The following is a 26,128-nucleotide window of genomic DNA, read 5'->3' on the forward strand; positions in this document are numbered from 1 at the left end:
GGAGAGTGTGGGCAAAGACGCCAGGGGGAAGATCAGGTGTGGATGATGCAGGCATCCGCCTTTAGTTAACCATGCAGTTCATTTGTACAGCGCTCTTTTTCCGGCACCAACCAGCTTTTGCTTAGCGGCATTAGGTCTAGACCACGACCCACTAAAAACGGGTCTGCACTGCAGCCGCAGCAGACCAGTTCTCGAGCACGCGCACTCAGGCCGTAGGGCGGCCGTGTGTGGCGTCGAAATATTCCATGCTCCCTCGCAGCTACGCCAAACCGCCCGACTTCGAGGACGTTCGTACGCCCCAGTGTTTGCAGCGCGCTCGCAGACGGGCGGGCTGTCGCCACGACTGTCTACGTCCACGCCTGCACCGCACACCTGCGCCTACAGCAGCCGCCATTCACGCCCGTCTGCACGCAGCAGGTCATCCGCTTCCTTTGGCCCCCAGCTTCCAGCCGGGTATTCGTGCATCGGTGGCGGCGCGTCTGACTTGTGCCAGGCGTTCTCGATTTCATCGATGAAACGCCACGCATTCTCCACTTCGTCACGGCGTGCAAACAGCGTGGCATCTCCCGCCATCGCGTCCATCAGCAGACGCTCGTAGGCCTCCGGGCTGGCTTTGCCAAAGCTCGACGAATAGCGGAAGTCCATCTTCACCTGCTGCATGCTCATCGCCTGTCCCGGCTGCTTGCACAGGATGCGCAGCGCAATGCCTTCGTCCGGCTGAATGCGGATCACCAGCGTGTTCTCGCTGTGCTTCAGCATCGAGGAGGTGGCGAATGGAATCTGCGGCGGCTTCTTGAAATGCACGCTGATTTCCGTGGCCTTTTTTGGCAGTTGTTTGCCCACGCGGATATAGAATGGCACGCCCTGCCAGCGCCAGGTGTCGATCATGAGGCGCAGCGCCACATACGGCTCGGTCTTCGATTCCGGATTCACTCGGTCTTCCTGCCGGTATCCCACGCGCGAAACACCGTCCACGCTGCCTGCGGTGTACTGCGCACGGATCACATGCTTGCCCACGTCTTCAGGTCCCACCAGCGGGCGTAGCGCACGGATCACCTTCACCTTCTCATCACGCACACTGTCCGCGCTAAGATCGGTCGGCGGCTCCATCGCCACCAGGGACACGAGCTGCAGCAGATGATTCTGCACCATGTCACGCAGAGCGCCGGCGGTGTCATAGTATCCTCCGCGGCCGCCTTCCATGCCGAGATTTTCCGCGCAGGTGATCTGCACGTGGTCAATGTACCGGCTGTTCCAGTTCGGTTCGAAGATGGAGTTCGCAAACCGCAGCACCATGATGTTCTGCGCGGTCTCCTTGCCCAGATAGTGATCGATGCGGTAGGTGTCCTTTTCCTCAAACGTTGCAGCCACCACGGCGTTGAGTCCCTGCGCCGTCGCCAGGTCCTTGCCAAAGGGCTTCTCACACACCACGCGCGCCCATTTGCCGCCCACGCCTTCGTTTAGTCCGGCTTTTTTGAGCATCTCCAGGATGGGCTTGAAGGCCTCCGGCGCGGACGCGAGATAGAAAAGTCGGTTTGCAGGCGAGCCACGCTCCTCGTCAAACTTGTTCAGCAGAGCGGCAAGAGACTTGTAGCCTTCCAGGTCCTCAAACTCGCTGCGGTGGTAGTGGATGCATTGCGAAAAACTTTTCCACAGCTCGTCATTGTGCCCCTGGCGGCTGTTCTTGCGGTTTCCCTCCTCCAGCTCCCCGCGGAAGCCCTCGTCTGTCTTCTCACGGCGGGCAAACCCCACCACCTTGAACTGGGGCGGCAGGTCTCCCGCGGCGGCGATGTTGTAGATGGCGGGGATCAGCTTGCGATGGGTGAGATCGCCGGTGGCACCAAAGATGACCACGGAGCAGGGTTCCGCACGGTGGCGGGAGAGCAGAGTCTCTTGAAAGGGATTTTCCAATTCGGGCATGGTTATTAGCAAGGACTACGCCACAAAGCGGGCGCTGGACTGCCAGACTACCCCGCCGCCAACTGATGGCAACCAGCGATGCTTTTCCGCCGTCTCCGGATGGATGAAATGACTTCATGAATGCCATGAATCCCGCTGGGGCAGCTTTCCGGCCCACCCCGCCGTTCAACAAGGGTCTCTTTCGCCCATTTTCTCTATATCTGCTGGGTTTCAAAGGTTTGACAGCACGGCTCATCCGTTGACAGTCTCCAGCCAATGAGCAAACCGGCACCTGAGCCAGACATTCCGATTCCGGAAGACGTAAAAAAAGACAAAGGCTTGTGGGAAAAAACCCGCAAGAGCCTCATTGAGCGCCTGAACAATTGGGAAGATCAGAAGACCTGGAACGAGTTCTACCAGACCTACTGGCGTCTCATCTTCAGCGTCGGCACCAAGGCAGGCCTCACCCGCGAGGAGGCCTTTGATGTGGTGCAGGAAACCGTCATCGCCATCGCCCGTCAGGTGCAGAAAGGCCAGTACGATCCCCGTGCCGGCTCTTTCAAAGCCTGGCTCCTGCAGATGACCCGCTGGCGCATTCTGGACGTTTTCCGCGCCCGCAAGCGCCAGCCATCCCTGGCGGACCAGGGCAATGCCGACACCGAGGACACCAGCGGCCAGGTGATCGACCGCCTCTCCCAGGACAAGGACAATCTGCTCGAAAACATCTGGGACCGCGAGTGGCGGGACAACATCACCGCCGCCGCTCTTGAGCGCGTCAAAGCCAAGGTCTCCCCACGTCAGTTCCAGATTTTCGACTGCTACGTCATGAAAGGCTGGGGCGTGAAGAAGACCTCCGAGGCCCTCGGCATCAATGCGGCCCAGGTCTATCTGGCCAAGCACCGCGTCGGTGCGCTGGTGAAGAAAGAAGTGCAGGGGCTTGAGAATACGATGCTTTAGTGGGAGAGTTCCGCGCGCCTGAGCCGGCTTGATCCTGCCTGCAGATGCCGCTATCTTCCTCCCACGCCAGCTTCATGAGCGATTCAGCAGCCCCGCACGCCGAACTTCCGCCTTCCTCTGGGAATGCGGATGGGGTCGCTCCCATGTCTGCCGAGGATCTCGCGGCGCTGGATGGAGATTCCTTTGAGGTGGATCTGCCCGCGCCACCCATCGCCGCTCCCACCGCCCATGACAAGGTGCGCGCCAGGGACAAAAACGGCCCGCCTTCCCATCGCGATGACATCGTCATCCCGGACTACACGCTGCTCAAGCGCATCGGCTCCGGCGCCTATGGCGAAGTCTGGCTGGCGCAGAGCGTCACCGGTGCGCTGCGTGCCGTGAAGATCGTCTGGCGCGAGGACTTTGAGCTCACCCGCACCTTCCACCGCGAGTTCCAGGGCATCCAGCAGTTTGAGCCCATCTCCCGCGGTCATCCCTGCCTTGTCCACATTCTCCACGTGGGCTGGAATGAAAACCGCGGCTTCTACTACTGCGTGATGGAGCTGGCGGACGATGCCGAAGACGGTGCGCACATGAAGGACGTCAAGACCTACGTGCCCCGCACCCTCACCACGGACATGAAGCGCCATGGCCGCCTGGATCCCTTCTTCTGCCGGGATGCGGGCGTGTACCTCGCCGATGCGCTGCACTACATGCACAATCACGGTCTCACCCACCGCGACATCAAGCCCTCCAACATCATTTTCGTGGGCGGAGTGTGCAAGCTGGCGGACATCGGCCTCGTGGCCGCCTTTGGAGAGCGCACCTTTGTCGGCACGGAGGGCTTCGTCCCGCCGGAAGGCCCTGGCACTCCGCAGGCAGACATCTACAGCCTGGGCAAGGTGCTCTATGAAATGAGCAGCGGCAAAGACCGCATGGAGTTCCCCGAAGTTCCGGAGAACCTCTCCGATGAAGAGTGGCCCTTCTGGATCGATCTCAACCGCGTGATCTGCCATGCGTGTGAAGCGGATCTGGACCGCCGCTTTGCCAATGCCTCCGACTTTGCCGAAGCCCTCCAGCACGTGGGCACCACCAAGCCCGAGAGCTTCATCCGCCGCTTTAGCCGTGCCGCCGTCATCACCACGCTCGCCTCCTTTGTCGTGGCAGGCGGCCTCGTCATGGCCAGGCACCAGCGCGAATGGAGCTACCAGATTCCCGTGCCGGTGAAACCACCCCCGGTGGCACCCGTGCGCCCGGAAACCCCCACACCCAACAAGGAGTGGCAGAACCGCCTCAAGCAATGGTTCTCGTGGAAGCAGGACCGCCACGTCGCGGATCTCCCGCTGAGCATCGTAAACTTCCGCGATTTCCTCGAAGACACCACCTCCGCCGCCGAGTACGAAGTGACCCCGCTCACGCAGCCAGACAAGTCCACCCTCTGGGCGGCGGTCATTCCCAAGGACGAGGCCGATTCCTTCTGCGCCTGGATGACCGCCAGCGATCGCAGGACCGGCCGCCTGGACGCGGGCCACGAGTACGCCTGGCGCGCCATGAGCGTGCCGCAGACCCCCGGCTCCGCCAAGCCCAAGCCCGGGCACAATGTGATCCGGTGCGAAATCGTCAGCGTCAAATTTGGCAGCCTCAATATCGCCAGCACACCGCCAGGGGCGGAGATTCACGAGGGAGAGCGCATCGTGGGCCGCACTCCGATCGCGCTGTCCAAGGTGCGCGCGGACGCCTTCCACTACGAGATCATCCTGCCTGGCTACAAGCCGGAAGTGGTCAGCGGCAAGCTGAAGGAAGGCCAGAGCATCAGCTTCAATCTGCGCCTCAAGGCCACCGGCTCCGTTGTCTTTGGCAAGGCCTGGCAGAACAGCCTTGGCATCAAGTTTGTCCCGCTCGGGAAGACCATGATGGCCAGCATCGAAACCCGCCGCAAAGACTTCGCTGAATTTGCCAAGGCTACCAATCAGCCGGCCGTTCCGGGACGCGAGCTCGTGGCGGGCCCCGATCTCCCCGTCAGCATGGTCAACCGCTCCGAGGCCGAGTTCTTCTGCCGCTGGCTCACAGATCGCGAGCGTGCCCAGGGGCTGCTGGAGCCGGATCAGGAATACCGCCTGCCCACCGATGACGAGTGGAGCATGGCCGCCTATCTTTCGCGCGAAGTCGGCGCGACTCCCTCCGAGCGCAGCATGCGCATCGAAGGCATCTACCCCTGGGGCTTTATCTGGCCGCCCCCGGCCAAATCCGGCAACTTCATGGACAAATCCGCTGACAAGACCGGGAAGAAATCCATCCCCAACTATGACGACGGCTTTGCCGAGGTCTCCCCCGTCGGCTCCTTCCGTGCGGATGGCCGCGGATTGTTCGATCTCTCCGGAAACCTCTGGGAGTGGGTCTCCGACTCATGGGGCGACATGCCAGACCAGGGCGTGCTGCGCGGCGGTGCCTACACCACGGCGGAGCGCCAGGAGCTGCTCGCCTCCTTCCGCAGGCATGCCACCGCAGCGGACCGCCACCCGGACGCCGGCTTCCGCCTGCTGCTTTGGAACATCGGCCAGATGGCGCGCGAGGATGAGGACTGATGAAGCCGGTTTCTTTTGCTGGAATAAGCAATCTTGCCCGCGTCTCCCACGTATCAGCACACCAACGCCATGAAACTCCACCTCACCCTCCTTTCCACCCTCGCCATCGCCTTCTGCATCGTGCAGGCTGAGGACAAACCCAAAACCGATTCTAAAAGCATGAAGCCCGAAGTCGTCAGATCCACCACCGAATGGGAGAAAATGCTCACCCCAGAGCAGTTTGCCGTGACCCGCATGCGCGGCACTGAGCGCGCCAACGGCGCCGCCTATCACGAGTTCGAAGCCCAGGGCGAAGGCACCTACTACTGCGTGTGCTGCGGCGCTGAGCTCTTCACCTCCAAGGAAAAATTCCACTCCGGTTGCGGCTGGCCTTCCTTCTACGACTCCTCCAAGGCCAAGGGTGTGCTTGAAAAGGTGGACAACAGCCACGGCATGCACCGCATCGAGACCGTCTGCAAACGCTGCGATGCCCACCTCGGCCACGTCTTTGAAGGCGAAGGCTTCAAGACCCCCACCGACCGCCGCTTCTGCATCAACGGCGTCGCCCTCAAGTTCGTCCCCAAAGGCGGCGAAGCCCCCAAGCTCCTCGAAGTAAACTCCTCCGCTGTGCAGGAAAAGAAAGGCGAAGTCGCCAAAGAAGGCGGCGTGGAGAAGAAGTAGAAAGTAATGCGGGCATTGCCTCGCTTTGCTCGCTCTACGAGCGGCCTGCGGCTGGCTGTCTGCGCTGCGGTTCCTGCCCGCACCTTCAGCGCGATCCGTTCGTGGCGGCTGCCCGCCCGTCCATCAGCGCATGCCAAACAGAACAGCCGGCACCAGCATCAGCAGCACGATCACCACCACCACTGGCACGATCCATTTTGCCGGGGGGCTCTTGATCATGGGCGTGCGCAGGATCACGCTCTGATAGTCAGGCGACAGAACGCATCTGACTCTGACGCTGCCCAGAAACACCAGTGCGCCTGTTTGAAACGCAATCGTGATCAGGCCGCTTGGAAGCTGGCTGATGCTGATCAAGATCATCAAAAATCCCAGCACCATCGCCAGCAGGCCCGCCCACCGCTTGACGAGATAGAGGCCCACCCCGATCACACCCATCAGGCTTGAGATCATGATCTGCGGCCATGGAATGATCATCATTCCAAATTCCTCGGAGAGAACCCTGGCTCTCATCACCTTTGCGATGATGGCCACCAGGCTTAGCATCATCACCAGGAGGCCAAAGGCCTTCAGGTGCCTCTCCGTGCGCAAAAACGTCCTCCGCATGTGGACGGCATGCGTATCGTCCAGAAGGATCTTTGCCTGAGGCGCCGCGTAAGGATTGATCTCTTCCATCACGGCACCTCCGGCTGGGGGAACATCCCTCACATCTTCCCGGTCTTCGCGAATTCGATGATCTTCTTGTCATCGTCCCCGGCCGCCCACGTCACACGCAGAAAATCAGCAGGGTGCAGTTTGTGCTCCTCAAAAAACGCCCGGTCTCCGCCGCAGCCATACATGGTGTCCGGGTCCATCTCGCCCTGCAGCTTTGCCCGCGCTTTTACGATCAGACGCGGCAGCCACGTCATGCCTTCAACTGCGGCGGTTTTTGGCGGCAGTTCGCTCGGTGGCACTGTCTTTTCGCTGCGCACACTGTTTTGCACCACGCGGAAATAGTCACGCCGGACCGCAGCCACCAGCAGGCTCGTCTCCAGCGTGGGCCCCTCCGCCCCGTAGCGGCAGTGGTCGTCCACAAAGTCAAAAAACTCCTGCGGCGTGTAGCCGATGCCGTCCAGAAAAGTCTTGTCCGCCTCCGTGTACCAGTTCACCGCCCGAGTGTCGCCCCCCTGGTGCAGTTTGACGCAGCGCTCGAAGAGTTCGCGGAAGGAAGTGTCCCAGGTTAAATCGTTCATACGGTAACCTTACGCATAACGACGGTTCTTTGAGCGTCAAATATTCGCGCGCAACCATTCCACCCCACCCGTGGTTTACATTGCGTATGACCTTCGCTAGCATGGCAGCCTCACTGCCAGCCTACCTCATGCCCGAACCGGACCGGAATGCTCCCCCACCGCCACCGCAGGCCGCCGCCGACGGTGTCGAGGAGTCATCGGACCAGGAGAGCATCCGCCTCATGCTCCGCGTGAAGGAGGGGGACGTGCAGGCCTTTGAGCGCCTGGTCGAGATGCACCAGAACGCCGTCATTGGCACCTGCGCCCGCATGCTCAACAACATCGACGATGCGCATGACATCGCCCAGCAGGTCTTCATCCGCGTCTGGCGCAGCGCCCCGCGCTACGAAGTCACCGCCAAGTTCACCACCTGGCTCTTCACGATCACCCGCAACCTGGTCTTCAACGAAACCCGCCGCCGCTCCCGCCGCAAGGAGGTCAGCATGGAGCAGGAAAACGAGGACGAGCCGCCCAAGTACTTCGCCGACCACAGCACGCCCGGCGCCGATCACATCACCCAGCAGACGGAGCTGGAGCAGGCCCTGGACAAAGCCATCGCCGCCCTGCCGGAGAAGCAGCGCATCGCCGTCGTCATGCGCCGCCACCAGGACCTGCCATACGAAGACATCTGCGCCGTTCTGAAAATGTCCCTCCCCGCCGTGAAGAGCCTCCTCTTCCGCGCCCGCACCGAGCTGAGAAAACACCTCGCCGCCTACCTCGGCGAAGACGTCGAATAAGAAGGGCGACAGACCCTCTGGCCTGCCGGTCAGCGGGACCAGCAGAATGTTCATGGCCGCCTGGCCGCAAACGTAGCGCACAGCGGACATGGCTCCGTTTGTGACAGTGACTGCCAACAGGCTCACTGCCTCTCGGGGCGGAGGATGGTGGGCCGTGGTTTTGGTGGCTGGTGGCGATGCTATGCTGCCTGTGCGATCGCTGAGCGTCTGTGATTCTTACTTCAGCGTCTGCAGCCAGGCCACGAGGTCGGCCAGGCCTTGGGGGCCGATCGCGCCAGCGAGGCCGGGGGGCATGAGGGAAAGTTTCAGTTCTTCCTTTTTGGCGATGCTGGATTTTTTGACAGGAGTGGAAGCGCCGCCGGCGATCCGGAGGGTGAGTTCGGTGTCGGTTTCGCTGATGGGGTAGCCGGTGATGGTCTGGCCTTCCTTGGTGGTGATCTGCTGGCCGACGAAGCTGTGCTCGATGGCGGCGCTGGGATAGAGGATGGCGGTGAAGAGGGCGTCCTTGCTGAGCTTGGCGCCGATTTGAGTGAGGTCGGGGCCGAAGTCGATGTACTGGCCTTTCACGCGATGGCAGGCGATGCACCCGGCCTGCATGAACATCTGCGGACCTTTCCCGGCATCGCCCTTGAGCTTCACGAGTTCGGGGAGTTTGGGGAAGTTTTCGAGGCCCTGGGCAGCGGGGAGGGGGAGTTCTTTGGCGGCCTGATCGCGCACGCTGGCATCGGTGCTGCGGCTGAGGGCGAGGGCGGACTGGTCTTTGAATTCGGCGGGCAGTTTACCTTCGCTCTGCCACTTGAGAATGGCGCGTCCGCCTTCGCCGCTGAGCGCGAGGGCGTCGATGATGACGTGGCGGACATCCTCGCGTTTCTCGGGCCAGAAGGCTTGGTTTAAGACGGAGACGGAGGCGCGGTCGCTCACGCGACCGAGTGAGGCGATGAGGGCTTTGGCGGATGCCGCATCGGCGTCTTTGAGGAAGCGCAGCGCGCCATCGCGATTGGCGGCGATAAGGCGTGCGGCGTTGACAGACTCGGGCGCGTTGGGATTGGCGACGATGTAGTCGAGGAGTTCTTTTTCGAAGCCGGTGAGGTTCAGGCGTTCGACGAGGGCGATGAATTCGGGTTTGCCGATGACGGGCTTGAGCAGGGAGTCGAGGCGGGCTTTCGCTTCGGGATTGGAGGCGATGGTGTTGCGGTCGAGAAGCGCGGTGGCGGCGAGAGAGGTTTCGGGATCGGCTTTGAGGAAGATGGTGAGGGCGGCGGCGGAGGCTTCTTTGGGGTATTTGTAGGAGAGGATTTGGAGGGAGCGGAGAAGCTTCAATGAGTCTGAAATCGCCATCCCAGTCACAGGAACTTGAGCTTTGACGTCGTCGCCAATGGGAGATGTGAAAACCGATTCGAGGAATCTGCGCCAGTCTGGAGGAGGAGCGTTTTGCCAAGGGGCGTTGTCGAGTTTGCTCCTGCTGAGGCCATCCACCCAGCGCTCTTGGATAAACAAATCTTGTCCGATACCAATAGCCTCCACTGCCCATCGATCATTACGATCGACATTGTGATACAAATCGCCCCACCAACGACATGCCGGACCTGAGTCATCAAACCGCAGGGCAATGGCCGCTTCGCGACGGACGGCGGCGTCTTTGTCGTTGATGACTTTGGCGATGACATCATCGCGCAATCGCTCCTGCTGCTTCTGTTGCCAGAGCATACGGGCGGCGCGGAGGGCGGTGATGCGGAGGTTGGGATCGGAGTCGGTGAGGGCGGTTTGGAGGTAGTTTGGAAGGGCGAATTTGAGGTCGCTGGGTGATTCGGCAGCGGCCTCGGTTTCGGAAAACCGAGCTACAGCCCAGAGGGCTCGGGCGCGATGCTGAGGTTCTGCCTTGGTGTCAGCCAAGAGTTTGTTGAGTGCGGGGATGGCTTTGGAGTCGAATTTTTTGAGCGCCTGCCACGCCAGATATCGCGCTTCTTCGTTAGGTGATTTCAGACCGGCCACTACGCCTTCGACGGTATCCACTTTCAAACCCGGGGTCTGATACTTCTCCGCCGCCTTCGTCGTCACGCGAAACAACCTCCCGCGCGTCACATCGCCCATGCCGTGGCCACCGACGCCGGGGTCGTACCAGTCGGCGATGATGAGGGAGCCGTCGGGGGCGACGGCGACGTCGCTGGGGCGGAACCATTTGTCTTTGGCGCCTTCGAGGATGTTGGTGATTTCGGCTTTGTAGCCTGCACCGTCGGGCTGGGTGATGTAGGCACGGACGACGTTCGGGCCTGCATCGCAGTGGAGGGGCTGGCCGTGGAAGATGCTGGGGAGGAGATCGCCTTCATACACCTGCATGCCTGTGGGGCTGCCAGCGCCGGTTTGCAGGAGGTTGGGGATGACGCCAGGGTCGTTCAGGTGCCAGTGGCGCAAGGGGATCTCGCTCTCCCAGCCGATGCGCGGGGTCTGCCATCCGGCGCCGGTCATTTCGTCGGAGTAGCCGTAGTTGCCGAACTCCATGACGTAGTTGATGCGGACGCCTTTGTTGCCGTCGTCGTCGTTGTCGGACTGCCACAGAGTGCCGAAGCTATCGACGGCGATTTCCCAGTTGTTGCGGAAGTTCCAGGCGAGGACTTCGACGTTGCTGCCGTCGAGTTCGCAGCGGAAGACCATGCCCTGCTGGTAGGGGCGGTTGTTTTGGTTGGTGCATTTGACGCCGTGGATGTCGGTGATGAGATTGCCGTCCTTGTCGCAGAGCTGTTTGCCGGCGTTGCCGAAGTTGAAGTAGAGGCGGCCATCGGGGCCGAAGTGGAAGGCGTGGATGCCGTGGTCGTGCTGCGCGCCGCCGATCTTGGTGAACATGAGCTCCTTGCGGTCGGCTTTGTCGTCGCCGTTGTCGTCGATGAGCCAGAAGACGTCGTCGCCGCAGGAGATGAGGGCTTTGTTTCCGAGGACGCAGATGCCGTGGGCGCTGTCCACATCGTGGCCTTGATGGAAGACGGTGGACTTATCGGCTTTGGCGTCGCCGTCGGTGTCTTCAAGGATGAGGATGCGGTCGCCTTCGGCGCGTTCGCCGAGGTGCTTGCGGTAGTTGACGACTTCACATACCCAGACGCGGCCGCGGGCGTCGATGTCGATGCTTGAGGGGCTTTCCATCATGGGCTCGCTGGCGAAGAGCTGCACTTTGAGCTCGGGATGAACGGTGAGGGAATCGACGGCATCGGCGGGGTCGTGGGTGGCGCTGTCGCTGGCGGTGATGGGGCCGGGGTTTTCGGTGTAAACGCGGAACTCGACGCTGGGGTTGATCTGTCTGGTGCCGCCTTCATCCAAGGCACCCCGGGCCTTGAACCGTTTCGTGCCTGAGGGGAGATTGAAGGCGATGATGCTGTTCGCGTGGGTGCCAATGCCGTACTCAATGGCTTTGCCTGCGCTGCGCAGTTCGGTGCCATTGGCGTTGGCGTTTACACGCACATTGCCCCAGCCGCTTTGCGCAGACTTCCATTCGATTTCTGTGAGTTTCTTCTCACTGCCATCGGCGAGGATGAGGCGTGGCTCGGCCCAGTCCGCCCAGTCGGCGGTGAAGCCGTTGCCGCCGTCGGTGACGACGAGGTAGAGTTCCTTCGCACCTTCGAGTGAGACATCGATGTCCACGCTGTGGTTTGGCGTGGCGCTGGTGATGAGTTTGGAAGTGAAGAGCGGCTTTGGGGCGGCGAGCAGGAGCGTGGGTGCGAGAAGAGCGAACAGGGCGAATTTCATGCGGGAGGCGGAGAGTACGGTGGAGGGGGCGGAAAACTTTTACGGTTTGCGCCCGACTGGGCGCCCGTAGCAGGCGAACTGAAAAGGGCGCCGGGCGACAGACAAGGAGGTTCTGTCGTGCTAATTCAAGCCGAAGCGGCGGAGGCCGCGGAGGGGAGGGGTGAACCAGTGCATCTTGGAATGGAATGCGACTGGTGGAGGAGAGGTGTCGTCTGCGGCTTGAATGACGAGCAGGGAGATTTCGAAACCGGAGGAGCCGTCGGCACGGCGCTGAGGGGAGATGGCGACGACGAGGCACTTGAGCATGACCCACTTGGACGAGGTGGTCGTCATGGCGAGCATGGCAGGGGTGAGGGCTGAGCGTTTGATGCGCGCCTGGACTTCTGCACCGATGTCAAAACGCTGCCGGGACCAGAAGACGAGCCCGCAGGAGGTGATTTCGCAGAGTTCGACGACGGCCTGCCTGCCACCGCAGCACGATTGTTTTTCGTTAGCGGAGGTTCCCTGCTGATGCTGGCCGTGTTTAGCCATACGAGTCGCGGAGTGACCGCGAAAAAAGGCGCACGGGGCGGGGAAAGTCAAACGACGAAGGAGAGGAAGGTGGGAGGCTAAAGATTTAGCGGGGTGAAATGCGTAAACACGATCGACGCATGACGGCGCGCGGTTGTGTGAGGTTGCTGGAACAACGGGGGTGGGGCACATCCAGCCTACATACTGGAGTGCTGCGGCACACTTTCGCTCCCGAGGTGGTGGAAGCCGCCAAGGGAGGAAAGAGGGCTCAATGACTTGGACCCCAGGGGCGTTTACTCTTCGTCGGCAGAGTCGGAGGCGGCGCTGGAGGACTTGGAGGAACCCTTCTCGGAGCCGGCGGCTTTTTCGGCCTGCTTGGCTTTTACAGCGGCTTCGATCTCGGCGTAAACGGTGGCATCACTGCGGAGGACTTCCTTGGCGGCATCGCGGCCCTGGGCGAGCTGGGTGCCTTTGTAGCTGATCCAGGAGCCGCGCTTCTGCAGGATTTCGAAGTCCATGGCGAGATCGAGGAGTGAGCCGACATTGGAAATGCCCTCGTTGTACATGATGTCGAACTCGGCTTCGGTGTAGGGAGGGGCGAGCTTGTTTTTCACCACTTTGACCTTGGTGCGGTTGCCGGTGACGGTGCCGTCGGTGGTCTTGATGGCGCCGATGCGGCGGATGTCCACACGGACGCTGGCGTAGAACTTGAGGGCCTTGCCGCCAGGGGTGGTTTCGGGGTTGCCGAACATGACGCCGATCTTTTCACGGATCTGATTGGTGAAAATGCAGCAGGTGCGGGCCTTGGAGATGATGGCGGTGAGCTTTCTTAGAGCGGCGCTCATAAGACGGGCCTGGGCACCGACGGTGGAGTCGCCGATGTCGCCTTCGAGTTCCTGGCGGGTGACGAGGGCAGCCACGGAGTCGATGACGATGACATCAAGGGCGTTGGAGCGGACGAGGGTTTCGCAGATGCGGAGGGCTTCTTCACCGGAGCTGGGCTGGGAGACGAGGAGTTCGTCCATCTTCACGCCAAGGCGGCGGGCGTAGGCGGGATCGAGGGCGTGCTCGACGTCGATGAAGGCAGCCAGACCACCGGCCTTCTGCGCCTGGGCGATGACGGTGAGGGTGAGGGTGGTTTTACCAGAGGATTCCGGTCCATAGACTTCCACGATACGACCGCGGGGAAAGCCGCCAGTGCCGAGGGCCTGGTCAATGAGGAGATTGCCGGTGGGGATGACGCTGATGTCTGACTTCAGGCCTTCGCCGCCCATGCGGAGGATGGCACCTTCACCGTAGTCCTTTTGGATCTGCTGGATGGCGAGATCGAGGTTACGGCCGCGTGCCTCAGCGAGCTTGTCGGTTTTTGGGGAGGATGCTTCGGAGGTTTCTTTGGGTGCGCGGGCCATAATTCAGGTGTGTTGTGTGGTTGAAAAAAAGATGTTCGGCTGAACAGAAAACGCATTTTAGAGGTGGTGTAAAGCATTTTCGAGCTTTTGGCGAGAATAGTTGGGCCGGAAAGGGGGCATCCATGGTCCGAGGGCACGCGAGGACGAGCCCGGTTTGGAAAGGAGCGCAGACCTCGGTTTGCTGCTTTGTTCCCCAAGGATGCCTTGGATCAGACGCCCTCCATGAGGCGCGTCACTCCACTAAAGTAACCGGTCATCAAGGTGATGATGCGGTAGGTGACGTAGATGACAGCGAAGGCGTAGGCGATCTTGGGCAGCCACTGGGCGGCGCGCTGCACGGCGTCCCCGGCTTCGATGGTTTCCGCGGCGGCCCAGCGGTTCATCTCGTGGTCGAGGGTGCCGGATTCCTCCGCCGTCGCGATGCCATCGACAAAAACATCCGGGAAGCCGTGAACGTCCGCCATGGCTCCGGAGATGGTCGCGCCTGCAGCGATGCGGCGTGCGGCGTCCTCAGAGGCCCGGCGGAGCATGCCGCTGTGGGAGGCGCCGCCGGCGAGCTGCATGCACTCCGTCATGCGCATGGAGGCCAGCAGGCTGGCATAAAACACCTGGGAGAAACGGGCGAGAGCCCAGTGCCGGCGCACACTGCCGATGAGCGGGATGTGCAGGAGCCAGCGATCCACCGCGGCGGATGCCGCGCCGAGGCGGGCGAGCCAGCGCCAGAGCAGGAACAGGGAAAGCAGAACGAGCCACAGGATGGCCAGCGGCAGAAAGATGCCGCCGTATGAGAGGGGGCGGTCCTCCATGGTGGCGGTGACCATGGTGGGAAGCTCCGGGAGGATGACGCCGAGGTGGGCGAGCACCAGCGGATAGATCATGGCTCCGAGCGCCTGCTTGACGGCCATGTGCCAGGCCTCGAAGTAGCGGGAGAGATGGCTGAAGGCATCGCCCAGGCGGCCGCTGCGCTCGCCGGCATCTATGAGCGCAAACTCAAGGGTGTCGGAGAAATCGCCGCAATGCTCGGTGATGGAGGCGGCGATGGTTTTGCCTTCTTTGAGGCCCGTTTGCAGGCCCTGCAACCAGCTGCGGCGCGCATGGGAGGGCTTCTGCTTGAGAAGGAGTTCGATGGAACGGTCGAGATGAAAATTGGCCCCGACCAGCTTGGCCAGTTCGCGATAGAGCAGGGCTTTTTCGGAGAGTTTCATCGGCGGTGAAGAACTAAGGCCAATGGGGATGCGGCGGCGAGTACTAAAATCTTTATGAGGAGGGGCGAGGGCGATGGGGGGGCGTGTTTGCCGCGGAGGGATCCCTTTTCTGTGACACTCTTATTGCTTCCCGGTTTTGTTTCGCTGCATATCATTTCGGCAACGCATGCCGCCACCGATTGCCAACCGAGAAACTCCCGACCAGCACTGGATGCACCTGGCCATTGACCAGGCGCAGCAGGGCGTGGGGCTGACGAGTCCGAATCCAGCGGTGGGGGCGGTGATTGTGGCGCAGGAGAAGGTCATCGGGCGGGGGTATCACCACAAAGCGGGGGAGCCGCATGCGGAGGTGGAGGCCATTCGTGATGCGCAGAAAACCAACCCCAAGCTGCTGCGCGGCGCGACGATCTACGTGACGCTGGAGCCGTGCAGCACGCGGGGGCGTACGGGACCGTGCACAGAGGCGATCAAGGCGGCGGGCATCAAGCGCGTGGTCTTCGGCGCGCATGATCCCAATCCGAGCCACCTCGATCAGGCGCGCACCATTTTGACGCAGGCGGGGATTGAGGTCACGTCCGGGGTGCTGGAGGCGGAGTGCCGGGAGATCATCCGGCCATTCTCCAAGTGGATCACAACGGGCATGCCGTATGTGATTGCGAAGGCGGGGCAGAGCCTGGACGGACGCATCACGCGGCCGGCGGGGGAGAGCTCATGGATCACCAATGATGCGGCGCGTGCGCATGGAAGGCGGCTGCGCATGCGGGTGGATGCGATCATCGTGGGTGCGGAAACAGTCCGCAAAGACAACCCCCAGCTGACGCTGCGGGATGGGAGTGCCGGCAGTGGCAAGCTGCAGCCTTGGCGCGTGGTGATGACCCGCAGTGGCGACCTGCCTCGTAGCTCGCATCTTTTTACGGATGCCTTCAAGGACCGCACCCTCATCATGCAGGGCAAGGATCTGCCGGAGGTGCTGGCGGAGCTGGGAAAGAGCGGTGTGGTTTCGGTGCTGATCGAGGGCGGTGGCGTCATCCTCGGGCAGGCGTTTCAGGAAAAGCTGGTGGATGAGGTCTATTGGTACATTGCGCCGCGTTTGTGCGGCGGCGGGCAGCCTTCTCTCGCGGGGCCTGCGCTGCCTGCGTCCATCGAACTGAAGGATGTGAGCGTCCTCTCGATCGGGGACAATGTGTGCTTTCACGGCGTGCCGGTGTGGCCGTGAAGGTGGGGGGCTGGGATGAAGCTGACGACAGGATCGTGATCAGTCTTTTTTGCCTGCCTTTTGGGCGGGAGTCTTCCCGGTGATCTTGGCAAAGAAGGTGTCTGCTGCGGGGCTGTTGGCTGCTTTGGAGGGCCGCTCACAGGCGAAGACAAAGAGTTTGCTGCCGATGAAGACGACGCGGTGGTCTGTGATGCGGGTGCCGTCCTTGCTCTCGATGAGATAGCGTCTGCCATCGTGGCCGCAGATGAGGATTTTTTCCTGGCTTCTGAGGGTTCTGGGATTGGTGCGCAGCATGGCTGCGAGGCCGGCATCGTAGGCGGTGGCACGCTGCGGCCCGACAGGCGCCCATGGGAGCATGACGCATTCCATGAGGTAGGATTCGTCGTTTTGCTCAAGAATGGCGCGTGACTCCACGAGCTTGCGGCCGTCGGCCATGAGCGATTCTTTTTCACTGAGCTGAGGCTGATCTGGGAAAGTGGTGCCGAGCTCCCAGTCCGCAGGATGATGCACCGTGGGGTCGGCGTGAAGCGTCAGGGACAGAAGTGGGATGAGGAGGAGACGCTTCATGGAGAGCAGAGAATACGACCAGCCAATCCTCAAATTCGAAGGGCGCAAGAGCAGAGAAGTGGTGGCGGGTTGGTTTATTTCTGCGCCTCTGTGCATGGGGTGATTTGCGCTCGTGGATTGGTGCTGTTTTCGACGGAGAGGGAAGGGCCACTTTGCTGTTTCGCAATCGTGGCAGCAGGGCTATGCGTGAGGCCGCATGTCTGCCACACCGACTCTCCGCCCTGCAGTTTTTTTTGATCGTGATGGCGTCGTGAATGTGTCGCCGGGGGATGGGTATGTGCTGTGCTGGGAGGCGTTTCACTTTGCACCGGGCATCATTGAGGCGCTGGCGTTGTGTCGTGAGCGTGGATACGCGACGGTGGTGGTGACGAGCCAGCAAGGCGTGGGGAAGGGGCTCATGACGCAGGAGGCGCTGGATGATGTGCATGCGCGGATGCAGGCGGAGCTGGCGCGGCATGGAGCGGCGTTTGACGGAATCTATGCGTGCACGCATCTGGCGGGAAGCTGCACCTGCCGCAAGCCAAGTGCGGAGATGATTTTAACAGCGCAGTCGGAGCACGGCATTGATCTCACGCGGAGCTGGCTGGTGGGGGATCATGATCGGGACATTCAGATGGCGATCAACGCGGGGGTGCCGAGGACGGTGCGCATTTTAAGCCATCACGAGCCCAAGGTGCAGGCGGAGTTTACGCTGGCGGAGACGACGGAGCTGGCGGGGCTGCTGCGGGAGAGGCTGCCGAGGGTGTGAGGGGGAGGATTGTGGTGCCAAGATGGTCCCACTCCTGGCCGAACCGGCTGCTGGTGGTAATCCTCAGCGCTTGGCCATGGCGGACTCGAGGGCCTTGCGGTAGTTGAGCACGGCGTCGCCGATGGCGTTGGAGACTTGCTGGCGGTAGGTTTCTGAGGCGATGAGCTGGCACTCGGAACCGTTGGTGACGAAGCCGCCTTCGAAGAGGATACCGGGGCGCTTGCAGCCGGTGAGGACGCTCCACTGGGCGCGCTTGATGCCGCGATCGACGAACTTGAAGCGGCTGATGACGCTGGCATGCACGGCGGTGGCGAGGGCGATGTTGGCGGAGTCCTGCTTGTTGCCCGTGACACCGTTGATGTTGTAGCCACCGCCGCGGCTGATGGTGGCGGCTGCGCTTTGAGGGGTGAGAGCCCAGGTTTCGATGCCGGTGGCGGCGTTGTCGCTGGAGTTGAAATGGAAGCTGAGGAAGATGCTCTTGGGGGTCTGATTGGCGATGGCGACGCGGCCACCGAGGGTGATGAAGGTGTCCGTGGCGCGGGTGAGGACGACTTTGAAACCGCGCTGCATGAGGGCGGTGCGGACGGCCATGGCCATCTTGAGGGCGAAGTCTTTTTCGTAGCCGTAAACACCGCGCGCGCCGGAGTCGTGGCCGCCGTGGCCGGCATCGACGACGACGGTGTCGAAGTACTCGGCGTTCTGGATGTGGCTGGGGTAGAGGACGGGGTCGATGAGCTTGCAGAGATCGAGGCGGGAGAAGAGGACCTTGCCGTTATGCTCCTGCACCGGGAAGCTGAGGATGAACTTGATGTTGTTGATGAGCATTTCCTGGGAGCCGATCTGGGCCTTGAGGATGAGCTTGGAGGAGCCGAGCCAGAAGTGGGTGCCCTGGGTGCGGAAGGTGGTGAAGCCGTAAACGGGGTTGTAGAAATTCCGGATGCTCTCGGCTGTGACGTAGTCGCGGCCACCGATCTTGACGATTTCCCAACCGCCGTTGGCGGGGAGGACTTCGACGGACTTGGGCGCCGGGGTGCTGGCGGCTTTGTCGTCATCGTCTTCCTTGAACTCGCCCTTCATGGAAGAGCCGCTGTCTCTGGAGGCGGTTTTGGTGACATCTTTGACCGGCTCTTCCTTGGGCTTGGATTCTGGCTTGGGAGTCTCTGTTTTGGCCGTGGTTTTGGAAGGGGTGGTCTTTTTGCCAACTTCCACCTTTTTGCCGCCTGTGGTGGTGATGATGACACGCGGAGCCTTGCCCGTCTCAGTTTTAGCGGTGCTTTTTTCCGGCGTCGGCTTCGGTTTGCTGGCGGGAGCGGGTTTTGGGGCGGGCTTTTTTTCCGGCTCGGGCGCAGGAGGGGGAGTTTCGGTCTTGCTGCCGCCGCCGAAGATCTTTTTGAAAAAGCCGGGCTTGGAATCTTCCGCGTGCGCGACGTCAAACGGCGTCGAGGTCACGGTAAGGGCGAAAATGGCGATGACGGCCTTGGGGAGAGTTGAGTGCAGTCCGGGAGTCATGACGAAAATGACAGGGGATGTCGAAAGAGAGGCACCCTTTTATAGCCTGAGACGGTCCGGAGCGCAAACGTTCTAACGCACCGAGAAGGGGGTGTTCAAAGAATTGCCTAGAAATGCCGGAGGTGGTCAAAAGAGTGCTTTCAAAAATCCAATGGCAAGGCTGCTTGGACCCGCCCTTGACGGGGCAGCCGCCTTGACCCATGTGACCACATACTCATGAGCAAAAAACCTGTTGTACTGATTATTCGCGACGGCTGGGGCATCAATCCCGGCGGTAAGGAGCAAGCCGTAGCCAATGGCGACGCCACCCTGCTGGCTCGCACGCCCTTTCACGACCACCTGTATGCCACCTATCCACGCGGCACGGTGAGCGCCAGCGGCGAAGACGTGGGGCTGCCTGACGGCCAGATGGGCAACAGCGAAGTGGGCCACCTGAACCTGGGTGCTGGGCGCGTGGTGTATCAGGACCTGACCCGTATCAACAAATGCATCCGCGATGGTGAGCTGGCGAAGATGCCGGTGCTGGTGGAGGCATTTGAGCAAGCCAAGGGCAAGCGGCTGCATTTCCTGGGATTGATCAGCGACGGCGGGGTGCACTCGCATCAGGACCACCTGACGGCGCTATGCGATGCGGCAAAGGCCGCGGGGGTGACGGATCTGATGGTGCATGCGATCACGGATGGCCGTGACACTTCGCCGACGGGCGGTGCCGGCTACATGGCGAAACTGGAAAAAGACCTGGCGCCGAGCGGCGCGAAGATCGCGACGGTGATCGGCCGCTACTATGCGATGGACCGCGACAAGCGCTGGGAACGCAACAAGCTGGCGTGGGACGCGATCGTGCTGGGCCGTGGTGAAGTGCGCACGGATCTGCCGAGCGAGGCGGTGAAGGCGGCGTATCCGAAAGACCCGCGTGGGGATGAGTTCATGCAGCCGATGATTTTCTCGAATGCCAACGAGCAGCGCATTCGTGATGGCGATGTGATCTTGTGGTTCAACTTCCGTGCCGACCGTGCGCGGCAGCTGAGCGATGCTTTCCTGAAAGCGGACTTCAACGGCTTTGACCGCGAGGTGACGCCGAAGACGGCGTATTACACGCTCACGGAGTATGATGCGAACTATACAGCGCTGGGTGCGAAGGTGATCTTTGGCACCGAGAGCCTGAGCAACAATCTCGGCCAGGTGGTGGCGGCTGCGGGCCTGAAGCAGTTGCGTGCGGCGGAGACGGAGAAGTACCCGCATGTGACCTTCTTTTTCAATAGCGGTGTGGAGGAGCCGAATCCGGGCGAGGACCGCTACCTGGCGATCAGCCCGAAGGAAGTGCCGACGTACGACAAGAAGCCGCAGATGAGCGCGCCGGATCTGACGTTTGAGGTGATGCGCCGTCTGGAGAGCTATGATCTGGTGATCATGAATTATGCGAACCCTGACATGGTGGGACACACCGGCGTGGTAGAAGCTGGTATCCACGCTTGCGAGACGATCGATCTCGGCGTGCGGATGATCGTGGAGAAGGTGCTGGAGCTCGGCGGCAAGCTGTTCATCACGGCGGATCACGGGAACTGCGAGACAATGAGGAATCCGGATGGCTCGCCCAATACCGCGCACACGACGAATCTGGTGCATGGCATCTATGTGGCGGCAGATGCGGGCGGCTATACGGTGGCGAATGGCAAGCTGGCGGACATCGCACCGACGCTGCTGGACATGCTGGGCGTGAAGCAGTCCGCGGAGATGACGGGGAAGAGTTTGCTGGTGAGGAAGTGAGACGGTTTGAAGTGATGCGGGCACTCCTGCCCGCAACACGAGCTACCCCAAGCGTCCGCTGTAGCCTTTCACTTGGCAGCAGCGGAGCGATGGGTGATTCAAATTGCGGGCAAGAGTGCCCACATCACTGGGCTGTGGGACGTTCGGGTTGCGGGCAGGAGTGCCCGCATCACTCCAGATGCCATCGCTGCTCGTGAGTGAATTCAAGGGCCGAAAGACCGGATTTTGTGGGATTGTTGGCAATATAGCGTTGAAACTTTTTCAGCGAGTCCATGCCGCGTATGATGTGATCGAAGGATTCGTCCATCCAGAGGGTTCCCTGCGTGCCGAGGCTCGAGTTGATCCTTCGCGCGCTGGCACCTTTGGCGGGTCCGAGTAGTTTGGAAACGGGGGATTCGGTCAACGGGCGGAGCAGCACGTGTACGTGATTTGGCATGATCACAAAGTCACCGAGTTCGTATGATTTGCCGTCGTCGTGGAGGAGGCTGGTGTGGATTTCGGCGCGGAGCTTCGGTTGTTTTAAGACGCACTCACCACGACCGGCGTCCAACCAGCGTTCCAGGCGCATGGTGAATTTTCGATGATATTCACGCTCTACTTCAGGCGGCCAGGGCGGCGGATTGTCTGCGAGCCAGATGGATTTTTCTTCGTTCCATCGCTGTGCGACTTCCTGAGGGAGTGAGTCAGCGAGACGAAAAGTGATGAAGTAAATGGCACCCGGCTGACTGAGATGTGGGAGTCGGCCACGGTAGGAGGTGGCGGCAGATGTCCAGTCAAAGGGCGTGAGGTCGGCGCTCGTGATGGTGCGCATGCTCTGCAATAAGTGATGTGGGCACTCTTGCCCGCAAGTGTCTATCGTGGGAAACTCGAATTGCGGGCAGGAGTGCCCGCATCACTTATCTTCTGCATGAACCTTCTTTTCATCTGCTCACGCAACCAATGGCGCAGTCCAACTGCGGAGAAGGTGTATCAAAATGATCCGCGGGTGGAGGCGCGGAGTGCGGGGACGAGTGCTTCGGCGCGGACCCGGGTTTCGGAGAAGCTGCTGAAGTGGGCGGATGTGGTGCTCGTTATGGAGCACGCGCACAAACAGCGGCTGGCGGAGATGTTTCCACAACTGGTGAGCGGGCTGCGTTTTGAGGTGCTGGACATTCCGGATGATTATCCGTTTATGGATGAGGAACTGATGAGGCTGATCCGGGAGAGGGTGGAGCCGCTTCTGGGATGAAAATAGTTCTGAGCTTTAGCTCGTTCTGGAACGGGCGGAGCTTTTCCAGAACGAGCTAAAGCTCTAGACTACTTTTTTCTGCGGCAGCAGCTCCCACAAGCCGATGACGTGCTCCCAGCGGCGGATGGCGGTGTCGATGAGGAAGATGAGGAGGAGCAGGACGAGGAGGGAGGGCCAGAGTTCTTCGTACTGGATGGCCTTGGTGGTTTCGAGATTGGGGAGCCTTTTGGAGTCCGTGAGGTAGTCGCCGCCGGTGATGCGGGCGGCTTCTTTGAGAAGGTCTTCATTCACGGTGCCGAGGCTGGCTTCGGTTGAGGAATTGTGAATGAGGCCGGTGGTGACCATCTCGGCACCGAACTGGGCGCGGATGAGATAAACACCTGCTTGGGAGGGCTTGAAGTCGGCGACGTACGTGCCGGGGGCATCCTGGCGAAGGGTGAGTTTTTGCACGGCTTTCATGGGGGCGCCGAGGGCGTCCGCAGCGACGTGGAAGACCTCGGCGGAGACGCTGGCGTTGTTGGCGCGGGTGCCGGCGTCGGAGAGGAGGTCGACGCTGATGCGGGCATCATCGCCTTCCATGCGGGCGGAGAGATCCATGAGGCGGCCTTGAGGAGCGCGGGCGGTTTCACGCAGGATCTGGGACCAGAAGCGGCCGTAGCTGGGCCAGCGGGCAATCCACAGCCCGGCCCAGCGGCTTTTGGCGTCTGAGGTGAAGGCGGTGGCTTTGCCGAGACCGAAGCGCCAGTGGGCGAGGAGGGGATCGCCGGTCTCGGTGACGAGGGGTACCTGTGCGGAAGTGCGGCGGGTGGTTTTCACATAACCGAGAAGGGTGGGGGAGTCCCACTTCTCAAATCCGGCGAGGATGGGATCTTTTTCCTTCAGCTCAGGGGTGAAGGGCTCTTCGCGGATCATGCGGCCGGTGTGCATGAGGGTGTCCTGCGTGAAGATGCGGGTGATGCTGCTGGCATCCATGGTGGAGTAGGACTGGCCGCCGCCGCTGGAGGCGATGGCTTGGAGCAGGGCGACATGCGAGCCTTCGCCGATGGCGACGGTGGAGATGGTGAGGCCTTCATTGCGGCACTGCGTGGCGAGCTGCTCGTAACCGGCACCGGCGGTCTGGCCATCGGTGAGGATGATCATGTGCTTCACGCGGGCCTTGGTGCGAAGCAGGGCTTCGCGGGCGAGCTGGAAGGCGGGCTGCAGATTGGTGCCGCCACCGGAGGCGATGGCGGCGATCTGACCGGAGACGGCATTGGTGGAGGTGAGGCGCGTCATCGGGGCGACGACGTGGGCCTCCGAGTCGAAGGCCCAGACGCCGAGGGAGTCGTTGTGACCGAGAACCTCTGCGGTGGCGATGGCGGCGCTTTTAGCCATCTCGAGTTTTTCACCGGCCATGGACCCGGAGCGATCGAGCACGATTGCGACGGCGGCGCTTTGCTTTTCCTCTTCATCGGGGGCTTTAAGGCGCACGGGCAGGACTTCCTCAATGGGCGTGCGGTAGTAGCCACCGACGCCGAAAGAGCCGGGGCCGCCGAGCATGATCAAACCTCCTCCGAGTTTATCGACGTAATCCCGCAATGAATTCATGAGCGGCTCGCCAAGCTGGTGGGCGGGGACGTCGGAGAGGATGACGCCGTCGTAACCGCCGAGCATTTCGAAGGTGATGGCGAGATTGCCGGGCTGGCGCAGGTCTAGTTCGATGCCTTCCTTTTCCATGGCCTGCATGAGGTAGCGGCCTTCGCTGGCGTCGGACTCGATGTAGAGGAGGCGGAGGCGGCCGCGGACATCGACGATGGCGAGGGCGCTGTCGTTGCCGGGAAGGGTGTCTCCTTTGATGCCTTCGAGGACGGCGCGGTACTGGAAGGTGTTGCGGGTGGAGGGCGTGCGGTTAAAAACCATCTCCTGCGTGACGCCGGGTTTGAGAGAGACGGGGCGCTTCTCTACTTCGATACCGTTTTCGTAGAGCTTTAAAGTGCCGGTGCCTTCAATGGTGCTTTCAAAGGCGGCCTTCAGGCTGAGGCTGGCACCTTCGAAGAGGCGGGTGCGATTAGGCGTGAGGGAGAGGAGGCGGGCGTCGGGGCGGCGGGGGCCTGAGACGGGAAGGGCGTGGAGCTTGATGCCGGAGACGGCGGCCTCGCGGGCGGCATCGAGCAGGCTGCCGCGGGTTTCATGGCCATCGCCGATGAGGAGGATGTTGCGGCTGGCTCCTGGGGGGAAGAGGGCTTCCGCGTATTCGATGGCGGCGGCATAGTGGCTGTCTCCGCCGTGCTCTTTCTGCCAGGCGGCTTGCATGGCGGCGGTGCTGCCTTCGGGAAGAAGTTCAGGCTGCGAGCCAAGCTGGACGACGAATGAGTCGATGCTGCTACCGAGCGCGGAACGCATGCGGGTGGCTTCGGCGAGAGATTTGCTGAGTCCTTCTTCGCCCATGCTCTGGCTTGCATCCACAATGATGCCGAGGGCTTTACGGCCGGTCTGCTTCACACGCGCAGGGCCGGCGAGTGCGGCGATGGCGAGCATGACGCCGATGGCGCGGGTGACGAGCAGGAGGCGCTTGCGCAAACCAGACATGGGGTGCGACGAACGCGACTCGATCCACAGCAGCAAGGCGACTGCGGGGAGGATGAGCAGGAGGAGTTTTGGTGATTCCCAGTCCAAGAGACGCAGAGGATAGGCTGGCGGCGGGGCGGGGCAAGAGGTGTACCGAAAAAAGGCGGGCAGGAGGTAGCGCGGGCAATCCTGCCCGCCGCTGAGCGCTTTCAATCACGGGCAGGATTGGCCGAACTACTTCAGAGCTTGGCGGAGAGTGCTGAGAGGTACATCGAAGTCTTCGGCGGTTTGTAGACGTTGCCGGCGACGCGGGTGCTTTCAGAGTCAGGCTGGAAGCCTAACCTCCGAGGACGGAGCGCAACGTTGCCAGCAGCTTGTCGACGTCCTCTTCGGTGTTGTAGCCGTGGACGGCGATGCGGATGCGGCCCACCTGGTGCATGACGTGGATGTTTTGCGCGAGGAGGGCGTCGTTGATGGCGGTGGTGTTCGCGTGCGTGAAGGCGACGATGCCGCTGGTGCAGTCGGGCTGCGCGGCGCTGAGGGCGGTGATGCCGAGTTCCTTCAAGCCGGCGTGGACACGGGCGACGAGGGGATCGGCATGAGCGATGATCTGGGCCATGCCGACCTGCTCAAGGTATCGCAGAGACGCATTCAAGGCATAAAGCGCGGCGAAGCTGGGCATGCCGACGGAGAAGCTGAGTGCGCCTGATTTGATGCGGGGATTTTCAAAGCGGTCGGCATCGAAGGCATTGGAAATGTGGTACCAACCGCCTGCGGTGGTGGTGAGGCGCGCTGCGGATTTTTTCGGAATGCCAATGATGCCGCCACCGTGGATGCCGAGGGTCCATTTATGCGTGCTGGAGATGAGGATGTCGGCGTCCTGGCAGTCGAGCGCGATGCGGCCGAGGGCCTGGGTGACATCGACAGCGAGGACGGCTTGCGGCGCGTGTTTGCGGATGAGATCGCGCAGCGGTGCAAAGGGAATGCGGTGGCCGTTGTAGAAGCTGACGAGGCTGACCTGCACGAGGGCGGTGCGCTCATTGAGCAAGGCTGCGAGATCGGTGAGGTCCAGAGAGCCGTTGCGATTTTTCCACAGGCGCGTGACGGGGCGTGAGGATTCGGGGGCGGTGAGCCAGGGGGTGGCGCCGGCGGGGAAGTCGAGATCGGTGACGACGACTTCGTTTTTGGGCGTGAGCTGGAGGGCGCTGGCGAGGAGGTTGTAAGCTTCGGAGCTGCAGGAGCAGAAGGAGACCTCATCGGTGGCGAGACCGAGGTGGCGGGCGGCGATTTCGCGACAGGCTTCCACACGGGGGAAGTGGAAATCACGACCGCGCATGCCCATGGACTTGTGGTGCATGTATTCGGCCACGGCTTCATTCACGCAGAGAGGCGGGATGCTCTCGGCGGCGGTGTTGAGGTAGTGGATGCCTTTGAGGGTGGGGAAATCGGCGGCGCGGGAGGAGTCTGTAAGCATGCGGGGAAGAAACGCAGGATGCGCGGCTTTTCACGCTTGGGGAAACACTGATTTAACACCGCAGATTGGAAAAACGCAGAGTTCCGATCTTGAATGCTTTTCTCTGCGTTATTCCAGTCTCTGCGGTG

The 26,128-nt window shown here is 61.5% G+C and carries 20 protein-coding genes; 8 read left to right on the forward strand and 12 right to left on the reverse strand.

The genetic code is table 11. From position 1 onward, the window contains the following. Positions 1 to 378: 378 nt before the first annotated feature. On the reverse strand, positions 379 to 1,920 hold the full coding sequence (zwf, locus tag ACILSR_RS15700; RefSeq protein ID WP_395750735.1) for a glucose-6-phosphate dehydrogenase: 1,542 nt from the start codon (positions 1,918 to 1,920) through the stop codon (positions 379 to 381). A 255-nt stretch (positions 1,921 to 2,175) separates the two neighbouring features. On the opposite strand from zwf, the gene ACILSR_RS15705 reads away from it, so the two are divergent. The 3 genes from ACILSR_RS15705 to msrB all read left to right on the forward strand — a co-directional run bounded on the left by ACILSR_RS15705 (position 2,176) and on the right by msrB (position 6,080). Beyond that, on the forward strand, positions 2,176 to 2,856 hold the full coding sequence (locus tag ACILSR_RS15705) for an RNA polymerase sigma factor (RefSeq protein ID WP_395750736.1): 681 nt from the start codon (positions 2,176 to 2,178) through the stop codon (positions 2,854 to 2,856). Between the two features lie 74 nt (positions 2,857 to 2,930). Then, positions 2,931 to 5,420, forward strand: a complete 2,490-nt coding sequence (locus ACILSR_RS15710) for a protein kinase domain-containing protein (RefSeq protein ID WP_395750737.1) — start codon at positions 2,931 to 2,933, stop codon at positions 5,418 to 5,420. A gap of 69 nt (positions 5,421 to 5,489) precedes the next feature. Then, the gene (msrB, locus tag ACILSR_RS15715) at positions 5,490 to 6,080 is read left to right on the forward strand and encodes a peptide-methionine (R)-S-oxide reductase MsrB (RefSeq protein ID WP_395750738.1); all 591 of its coding nucleotides are present in this window, start codon (positions 5,490 to 5,492) and stop codon (positions 6,078 to 6,080) included. A 123-nt stretch (positions 6,081 to 6,203) separates the two neighbouring features. Here msrB and ACILSR_RS15720 read toward each other — a convergent pair whose 3' ends face one another. Continuing rightward, entirely contained in the window at positions 6,204 to 6,755 is a 552-nt protein-coding gene (locus tag ACILSR_RS15720; protein WP_395750739.1) for a hypothetical protein, read from the reverse strand. Between the two features lie 26 nt (positions 6,756 to 6,781). Continuing rightward, positions 6,782 to 7,309 carry a DUF5069 domain-containing protein gene (locus ACILSR_RS15725; RefSeq protein ID WP_395750740.1) on the reverse strand — a complete coding sequence of 176 codons (528 nt, stop codon included), beginning with the start codon at positions 7,307 to 7,309 and terminating at the stop codon, positions 6,782 to 6,784. A 101-nt stretch (positions 7,310 to 7,410) separates the two neighbouring features. Between ACILSR_RS15725 and ACILSR_RS15730 the strand changes: the two genes are divergently transcribed. After that, positions 7,411 to 8,085: an RNA polymerase sigma factor gene (locus ACILSR_RS15730; RefSeq protein WP_395750741.1), complete on the forward strand. Its 675-nt coding sequence runs from the start codon at positions 7,411 to 7,413 to the stop codon at positions 8,083 to 8,085. 216 nt (positions 8,086 to 8,301) lie between these two features. Here ACILSR_RS15730 and ACILSR_RS15735 read toward each other — a convergent pair whose 3' ends face one another. The 4 genes from ACILSR_RS15735 to ACILSR_RS15750 all read right to left on the reverse strand — a co-directional run bounded on the left by ACILSR_RS15735 (position 8,302) and on the right by ACILSR_RS15750 (position 14,944). After that, the gene (locus tag ACILSR_RS15735) at positions 8,302 to 11,820 is read right to left on the reverse strand and encodes a PVC-type heme-binding CxxCH protein (RefSeq protein WP_395750742.1); all 3,519 of its coding nucleotides are present in this window, start codon (positions 11,818 to 11,820) and stop codon (positions 8,302 to 8,304) included. Positions 11,821 to 11,940: 120 nt separating this feature from the next. Beyond that, positions 11,941 to 12,351, reverse strand: a complete 411-nt coding sequence (locus ACILSR_RS15740; RefSeq protein ID WP_395750743.1) for a hypothetical protein — start codon at positions 12,349 to 12,351, stop codon at positions 11,941 to 11,943. A 272-nt stretch (positions 12,352 to 12,623) separates the two neighbouring features. Next, positions 12,624 to 13,739, reverse strand: a complete 1,116-nt coding sequence (gene recA, locus ACILSR_RS15745; RefSeq protein ID WP_395750744.1) for a recombinase RecA — start codon at positions 13,737 to 13,739, stop codon at positions 12,624 to 12,626. A gap of 209 nt (positions 13,740 to 13,948) precedes the next feature. Beyond that, a complete protein-coding gene (locus tag ACILSR_RS15750) occupies positions 13,949 to 14,944 on the reverse strand; it encodes a type II secretion system F family protein (protein WP_395750745.1) in 996 nt (331 codons plus the stop codon). Between the two features lie 166 nt (positions 14,945 to 15,110). Between ACILSR_RS15750 and ribD the strand changes: the two genes are divergently transcribed. Then, the gene (gene ribD, locus ACILSR_RS15755) at positions 15,111 to 16,160 is read left to right on the forward strand and encodes a bifunctional diaminohydroxyphosphoribosylaminopyrimidine deaminase/5-amino-6-(5-phosphoribosylamino)uracil reductase RibD (RefSeq protein ID WP_395750746.1); all 1,050 of its coding nucleotides are present in this window, start codon (positions 15,111 to 15,113) and stop codon (positions 16,158 to 16,160) included. Positions 16,161 to 16,199: 39 nt separating this feature from the next. Here ribD and ACILSR_RS15760 read toward each other — a convergent pair whose 3' ends face one another. After that, positions 16,200 to 16,727, reverse strand: a complete 528-nt coding sequence (locus ACILSR_RS15760) for a hypothetical protein (RefSeq protein WP_395750747.1) — start codon at positions 16,725 to 16,727, stop codon at positions 16,200 to 16,202. 196 nt (positions 16,728 to 16,923) lie between these two features. Between ACILSR_RS15760 and ACILSR_RS15765 the strand changes: the two genes are divergently transcribed. After that, positions 16,924 to 17,475, forward strand: a complete 552-nt coding sequence (locus tag ACILSR_RS15765; protein ID WP_395750748.1) for a D-glycero-alpha-D-manno-heptose-1,7-bisphosphate 7-phosphatase — start codon at positions 16,924 to 16,926, stop codon at positions 17,473 to 17,475. A 63-nt stretch (positions 17,476 to 17,538) separates the two neighbouring features. Here ACILSR_RS15765 and ACILSR_RS15770 read toward each other — a convergent pair whose 3' ends face one another. Next, on the reverse strand, positions 17,539 to 18,984 hold the full coding sequence (locus ACILSR_RS15770; protein ID WP_395750749.1) for an N-acetylmuramoyl-L-alanine amidase: 1,446 nt from the start codon (positions 18,982 to 18,984) through the stop codon (positions 17,539 to 17,541). A gap of 216 nt (positions 18,985 to 19,200) precedes the next feature. Between ACILSR_RS15770 and gpmI the strand changes: the two genes are divergently transcribed. Then, a complete protein-coding gene (gpmI, locus tag ACILSR_RS15775; protein ID WP_395750750.1) occupies positions 19,201 to 20,751 on the forward strand; it encodes a 2,3-bisphosphoglycerate-independent phosphoglycerate mutase in 1,551 nt (516 codons plus the stop codon). Positions 20,752 to 20,920: 169 nt separating this feature from the next. On the opposite strand, the gene ACILSR_RS15780 is transcribed toward gpmI, so the two are convergent. Further along, positions 20,921 to 21,562 carry a transposase gene (locus tag ACILSR_RS15780; protein ID WP_395750751.1) on the reverse strand — a complete coding sequence of 214 codons (642 nt, stop codon included), beginning with the start codon at positions 21,560 to 21,562 and terminating at the stop codon, positions 20,921 to 20,923. Between the two features lie 96 nt (positions 21,563 to 21,658). Between ACILSR_RS15780 and ACILSR_RS15785 the strand changes: the two genes are divergently transcribed. Further along, positions 21,659 to 21,979 (forward strand): low molecular weight protein tyrosine phosphatase family protein, encoded by a 321-nt coding sequence (locus tag ACILSR_RS15785; protein ID WP_395750752.1) that lies wholly within the window; start codon positions 21,659 to 21,661, stop codon positions 21,977 to 21,979. Between the two features lie 63 nt (positions 21,980 to 22,042). On the opposite strand, the gene ACILSR_RS15790 is transcribed toward ACILSR_RS15785, so the two are convergent. Then, positions 22,043 to 24,634, reverse strand: coding sequence for a VWA domain-containing protein (locus ACILSR_RS15790; protein ID WP_395750753.1), 2,592 nt, complete (start codon positions 24,632 to 24,634; stop codon positions 22,043 to 22,045). A 229-nt stretch (positions 24,635 to 24,863) separates the two neighbouring features. Beyond that, positions 24,864 to 26,000, reverse strand: a complete 1,137-nt coding sequence (locus ACILSR_RS15795) for an aminotransferase class V-fold PLP-dependent enzyme (RefSeq protein WP_395750754.1) — start codon at positions 25,998 to 26,000, stop codon at positions 24,864 to 24,866. Positions 26,001 to 26,128: the final 128 nt, after the last annotated feature.

It is taken from the genome of Prosthecobacter sp. (assembly GCF_044222565.1).
In the GTDB taxonomy this organism is placed as follows: Bacteria; Verrucomicrobiota; Verrucomicrobiia; order Verrucomicrobiales; family Verrucomicrobiaceae; genus Prosthecobacter.